Consider the following 2,153-nt stretch of genomic DNA (forward strand, 5'->3'; position numbering starts at 1 on the left):
ATATAAATCAATATTTCAATATATACTCTACTTCCTACTTGATAAATAATTGTTTTAGTGATACTCTTTGAAAGATTAATAGTTTATAATTAATTATTAATATGAGTAATGGTTACTAAAAGGAATCTGAATTTATTATTTTGATCGTCAATTTCAGAAATTTTTTTAATTAAAAGCGATATATCTATTAAATCAATAGTCAAGATTTTTTTTGTTAAAATTCTTTCAAAGTAGTTAAAATAACATTATACTCTCTCTATTGGTATTAATACAATGTGGCTCCCGTATTACTCTGGGTCACTTTATATCCTCTTAATTACTCTCAGTCCCTTCACCCCTAAATTGACACCTTTTGTGCCAACCATCAGCAGTAAAAATAATTTCTTAATTTTGGAATACTTAATACAATTAAGCAGCCACATGTTTAATTTATAGTGCTTTTTATGTCGACCCATCCTCTACAATAAAAACTAAAAAATTACTGTAACTATTTAAAAAATTAAAAAACTTTTTTGAAAACTTTTAGCATTATTCAGTGGGGTTATTAGATTGTTATAATTATTATCTAGATACACTTCTTTTAAACATGAGGAGACTATACTAACACGCCCTATTTACCTTTAATTTTATTTAAAAATTAGAAATGCTTCCTTGGGCTTTCTATAGAAATAACCTTCTACGAACACGCGATATTCATATCTTTTTTCAAGATTATCTCGTACAATACTAAAGCCAAGTATAGATTTGTTTGGGCTTCTTTTCATGTGATAGTTCCTGACATTCTTACAAAAGCATTTATATTTCTATAACCAAAGGAAAATGACGATGAGTCAAAATAAAGTCTATGTGGGGAGCTTGTCATATGATGTGACAGCTAATGATCTTCAATCTTTTTTTGGGCAATATGGTGATATTGAAGAAACCAGATTAATTACGGACCGCGAAACGGGCCAATCTAAAGGGTTTGCTTTTATTACCTATACAAACCAAAATGGAGCACAAGCTGCCTTGGTTGCCAACGGCGTTGAGCTACAAGGCCGTAAAATCCGAGTAAATATTGCCCGAGATAATAACAGCAATGGTTTCGGTCGTCGACGTGAAACTGGTGGACGTGACGGTGTAAGCCGACGAAGTCGCTTTTAAATATCATACCGTAAGTGAAGCGAGGAACTACCTCGCTTCACTCGAAAGCCATAAACCTTTCTAAAAATTTTAAAAGTAAGCTATTAATAATCAAAACTCACTAATTCAAATAGTTTTTAGTTCTCGTCTATCAATTGATTTACTGTACATCTTCAAGACATTTTTCAATTAAAAATTAAGTATGTTCTTCTCTAAATTCAAAATGACGTTATAAAATACACTCGCTCATTAAATTAGACAATTTTTCTAAGACATCCTTTAATTTTTGCTAAATTAGAGCTCCTTATGGTAAACTAATCATGTCTTTCTGCTAATGCATACATCAACTAATTCTAGAAAATTTTAAAAATAGGATCTTTTTCCTCCTGTGTAATGTGTAAATTCTAATTAACAAATAGATTATTTCTTCGTCCGGACTACAGAGAGGTTTAGATCCCCCCCCAATTCTTACTACGCTAAATAAACTTTCTTTCTTAAATTTAGCCACTTAGATCAGATCAACTAATCTCGTTATAAATAATCATAGATACGCTGATAAAGGTAGGTATTTTTCAGTATACCTATAAGGATAAGAAATAAACAGTTTCTGAAGTAGAAAAATATTTATTTATTTAGATAACTTCAAGTACATGAAAACACATATTTGTTTACTGCAATTTAATTATCAATCGCCAAAAAATTTTTATAAAAGCACATGTGAAATTACCTGAATATCAAGGTTTATTCTATATGTATTTATAAATATTTAGCTAATTTAAATTCTATTAGCTAATTTTAGTAGCTTCGTCAAAAGCATAAGTATTAGTTTTTAAAGAGTTGTTATTACTTAACAAGTATAAATATTTAGTGATTTTATGTAACCCATGATGCTCAAGTGAGCTTAAGAAAGCCTGTATTTAATTAAACCCGAATAAAAGTTTTGTTGAAAATACTCTGAAAAGGTAAAATTAGAATCCTTTCAGGATACTACTGTTTTCTTATTCTTCTGTTCAAATTAAAATTTTATTCCA

The 2,153-nt window shown here is 29.3% G+C and carries 1 protein-coding gene; it reads left to right on the forward strand.

Features of this window, described 5'->3' with window-relative positions; translation table 11 throughout:
- The first annotated feature begins 825 nt into the window (after positions 1 to 825).
- Positions 826 to 1,143 (forward strand): RNA recognition motif domain-containing protein, encoded by a 318-nt coding sequence (locus CLERM_RS00185; RefSeq protein ID WP_102156621.1) that lies wholly within the window; start codon positions 826 to 828, stop codon positions 1,141 to 1,143.
- Positions 1,144 to 2,153: the final 1,010 nt, after the last annotated feature.

The organism is Coxiella-like endosymbiont, assembly GCF_002871095.1.
In the GTDB taxonomy this organism is placed as follows: domain Bacteria; phylum Pseudomonadota; class Gammaproteobacteria; order Coxiellales; family Coxiellaceae; genus Coxiella.

Excerpts from the sequence above, each read along its gene's own strand:
- CLERM_RS00185 (WP_102156621.1), top strand. The coding sequence starts at position 826 with ATGAGTCAAAATAAAGTCTATGTGGGGAGCTTGTCATATGATGTGACA.